This is a genomic window from Paracoccus sp. 22332, assembly GCF_052045125.1.
In the GTDB taxonomy this organism is placed as follows: Bacteria; Pseudomonadota; Alphaproteobacteria; order Rhodobacterales; family Rhodobacteraceae; genus Paracoccus; species Paracoccus haematequi_A.
In genome coordinates, this window is record NZ_JBQEOI010000096.1 from 1 (window position 1) to 3,690 (window position 3,690).

General features: G+C 63.4%; 2 protein-coding genes and 2 pseudogenes. All 4 read right to left on the reverse strand.

All coding sequences use genetic code 11. The annotated features are described in order from the left end of the window. Window positions 1-18 precede the first annotated feature (18 nt). The 4 genes and pseudogenes from ACTJI6_RS23755 to ACTJI6_RS23770 all read right to left on the reverse strand — a co-directional run bounded on the left by ACTJI6_RS23755 (window position 19) and on the right by ACTJI6_RS23770 (window position 3,571). Window positions 19-1,476 (reverse strand): transposase, encoded by a 1,458-nt coding sequence (locus ACTJI6_RS23755; RefSeq protein WP_440803644.1) that lies wholly within the window; start codon window positions 1,474-1,476, stop codon window positions 19-21. A 49-nt stretch (window positions 1,477-1,525) separates the two neighbouring features. Next, window positions 1,526-2,287, reverse strand: a pseudogene (locus tag ACTJI6_RS23760) (IS256 family transposase); the annotation flags it as partial. 547 nt (window positions 2,288-2,834) lie between these two features. Then, a pseudogene (locus ACTJI6_RS23765) lies at window positions 2,835-3,194 on the reverse strand (IS66 family transposase zinc-finger binding domain-containing protein); the annotation flags it as partial. Window positions 3,195-3,334: 140 nt separating this feature from the next. Further along, on the reverse strand, window positions 3,335-3,571 hold the full coding sequence (locus ACTJI6_RS23770) for a WGR domain-containing protein (protein WP_440804217.1): 237 nt from the start codon (window positions 3,569-3,571) through the stop codon (window positions 3,335-3,337). Between the last annotated feature and the right edge of the window lie 119 nt (window positions 3,572-3,690).

The window sequence follows — 3,690 nt, forward strand, 5'->3', positions numbered from 1 at the left end:
GGGGCTGTTGAAGAAGTCCTATGGAATACTGCCGATGCCGTGCGTCATCGGGTGGAGCAGTGAGGTCGCCAACCTCCTTTGCAGGTAGCGCGGGAGGGTGGAAGAGGGTGAGAACAACTCTCCCCGGCGCCTGGCCGCCAGGATATGCAGCAAAAGCGCAAGGAATGCGGCCGCCAACCGCTTCAGGTTCACGGCCGCGGCGGTGAGGAAGGCCTGAATGCGCATGTTCTCGAGCCCGCGCCTCACCGCACGGGCGAGGCCGTGCCAGGTCTTTGCCTCGCCGTGGAAGCCCTCCGAGCGCCAGCGGTGGCGCCGATAGAGCCGGTTCTCTTTCTCGCCCCACCGCTCCCGCCGCCGGCGCGCCCGCAGCAGGGCCGGATAATCATGAACAATCACGACTGCCCGGGTCTTTCGCGACGGTGAAAGACACAGAGCCGCGAGATCGCACCCTGCACAGTCACGCACCCTGGTGACGAAGAACCTGCCGTGACTGATCCTGGTCTTCGTTGGCTGAAGGATTTTTCCGCGTGGGCATTTTACGAGATCATGGCGCGCATCGAACTTGAACCGGCGGAGCGGGACCTTGCTTCTGATCGGTTCGGCCTTGGTCGGAATGATGGCATCGATCCCGCGCGCCTCCAGCCCGCCGAACACCTTGGCGTAGGCATAGCCCGCATCTGCTGTCGCCACCCCGATGGGTTCTCCCATGATCGCGGCAGCCGTATCGAGGCTGTCAAGGATGTGGTCGCCCTCGTTCGCCTCCCCGGTCGTGACCTCCACCTCGACGATGACCCCGCAAAGATCGTCGACCACGCCATGCTGCTTGTAGCATGGCTCAAGGCGCCGGTTGCGCCCGCTGGTCGCCATGCTGGCGTCCGGATCGGTGACGCAGACCTTCTTATAGCGCCCGGTCTTCTTCGAGTGCTTGGCCTGGAGATCGGCCTCGGTGTCCTCCGGCACATCACCATTCGCGTCGGACATGGCACCAACATGGCGCACCGCGAGGCTTTCCCAGCTGACATCGGCTCGGATCAGAGACGCGTCGACATGCACGACCTCGCCCTTGGCGATCCCGGCTGCCACACAACTCTGAACCGTCCGCTCAAAGATGCGCCGAAACCGCTCGGCGCCCCAGCGTTGTCGAATACGGGTCAGCGAAGAATGATCCGGAAGCCGCTCGTGGAGGCCATAGCCAGCAAACCAGCGGATCGCGAGATTGACCTGTGCCTCTCGCATGAGACGCCGGTCATGGACGATCCCGAGAAGAAAGCCGGCCAGCATGAGACGGACGGCTGCCTCCGGCGCGACACCCGGACGACCGGTCCCGACGGCATAAAGATCGGCAACATCTTCGGCCAGCCAGCCGAGATCGAGCACCCGGTCGACGCGGGCAAGGACATGATCATCCGGCACAAGGTCACGCAGCGACCCGCAGACAAAAAACTCGAGTTGATCCCGGTTCTGATGACCAATCATCCTGGCCCCCGCGACAAAGTCCTGAAGCTATGGAATCAGCGATGCGAGGGTTTTTCAACAGCCCCACCCGGCATCTCTGGTGGGTTGCATTGAAGACCCGGCGCGCGGCGGCCCGCAGACCCTTGTGGTCGTCGGCGATTACCAGCTTCACGCCGCGCAAACCGCGGTCGGCAAGGGATCGCAGGAACTCTATCCAGAATGCCTCGGCCTCAGAGAGGCCAGTCGCGACCCCCAGCACCTCGCGCTTGCCGTCCTCGTTGACCCCGACGGCGATTATCACGGCGTGGCTGACAATCCGCCCGCCTTCGCGCACCTTCAGATAGGTCGCGTCGAGCCACAGATAGGGCCACGCGCCCTCCAACGGACGGCTCAGGAACGCGTTCACCCGCTCATCGATCTCGGCGCAGAGGCGGCTGACCTGGCTCTTGGACATCCCGCCCGCGCCCATGGCCTTGACCAGGTCGTCGACCGAGCGGGTTGAGACACCGTGAACATAAGCCTCTTGGATCACCGCCACCAAGGCCTTCTCGGCTGTGCGGCGCGGTTCCAGAAAGCTGGGAAAGTAGCTGCCCTTCCGGAGCTTCGGGATCTCCAGCGTGATCCGCCCGGCCCGGGTGTCCCAATCGCGGTCGCGGTATCCGTTGCGCTGAACCTCCCGCAGGGCCGTTCGCGCCCCCTTGGCAGCCCCGGTCCGCGCCTCAACTTCGGCTTCCATGATCCGCTCGGCCGCAAAGGCCAGCATCTCGCGCACGAGATCGCCATCAGCCTGCTTCTCAACCAGCTCGATAAGCGCCATTCTGTCATTGGTCATCGTCGTCTCCATTCCAGGTTTCAGGTCTTGCAACCCAAACCTACTCCGAAGATCGGCGATGACCGCCAGCGTTACCTACGGCCGCGCGGCTCGCGCTACGCCAAAGGCTCCGCGCGCGGCCTCCTACACCACCACATGGGACACAGCCGGGACATCGTTTGTAAGCGGGAAGCTGTGGCCGTTCAGGTTCTGTAGTTCCACGGCATGAGAGCGCACATGCGACGTATCCGTCCGGTGTGCCTGCCCTGACGGTGAAAGTCAGCGCTTGATAATGTCCATGGTTAATAATGGACATCTTGAGGCATTCAATGGCGGGCACGAAGGGGCAGAAGAAGCGGTTCTGGTCTGATGAGGAGAAACGCGCGATCTGCATGCAGACACGGGCGTCCGGCGTATCCGTAGCGCAAGTGGCGCGGCGTTATTCGATGAACTCGAACCTGCTTTTTACCTGGCTGCGGGACCCACGATTTTCTCCCAGTGGCGCCAAGTCCTCCGACGCTGTCGAAGATGGCAGTATCTTCCTACCGGTGGAAATCTCCACTTCGGCCAGCCGCGCAGGGGCAGCCGCCTGTGCAACGCCATCCGTGCAGGAGCGGCAGGCATATTTGGGACGGCGGGTGACGATGACGCGGAACTGGGCGGGCACGATGTCGAGCCGTTCCGAGACGTCCTCACCGATGCAATGCAGGCAGCCACCGCAGGCGCAGATCAGGCTGTCCGGCTCGATGACCTCTTCGATACGCGGAAGGTGCTTGGGCCGCGATCCACGGTTGGCAGCACGCGGTTTGGCGGGGCGCTTGGCGGCCCGATCTTCGGCGTCCTCTTCAGCATAGATCACGGCCATGGCCGTTTCGAGGTCTTCCAGCGCCAGTTCGAACTGGTCCGGGTCAGAACGGCGCTTACTACGGTCTATGATGCGCTTTACTTGGAACTGGCCTTGCGGCAAGGCGCGAGTCTGGCCTCTCTCGACACCGCGCTGCTGGCCGCAGCGCGAGCCGAGGCAGTCCCCGTCATCGGTTGAGGAAGGCCCAAGGTCAATCCCGTTGGTCACGGCAGTCGGCGGCAGTTCGGGTGCTGGCCGAACGTTTCTGACTCCTTCTGACCCCGGCGCCGCGCGCGGCCCAAGGTGCGGATGAGGACCACGCTTCCGAAGAGATCGGGTGCGATCCCCAGACCGTAGAAGCGCGCCATGTTCCGGGATGGATCGTTGCAGACCAGGGGGGATTCTGGTCGGCCCGGTCTCCACGCGGGCAGCTTAGCACGCGTCCGGGGAAAGCGGTCCAATGACGATCCTGAAGTAACCGGCCGATTGTTACCGCGGCGGTTGAGCCTTGAAGCGTTGCGCGAGTTCAGGATCGCTAACGAAGTCGTCGAGGAACTGGTGCCAGGTTTCTGCTGTGAGG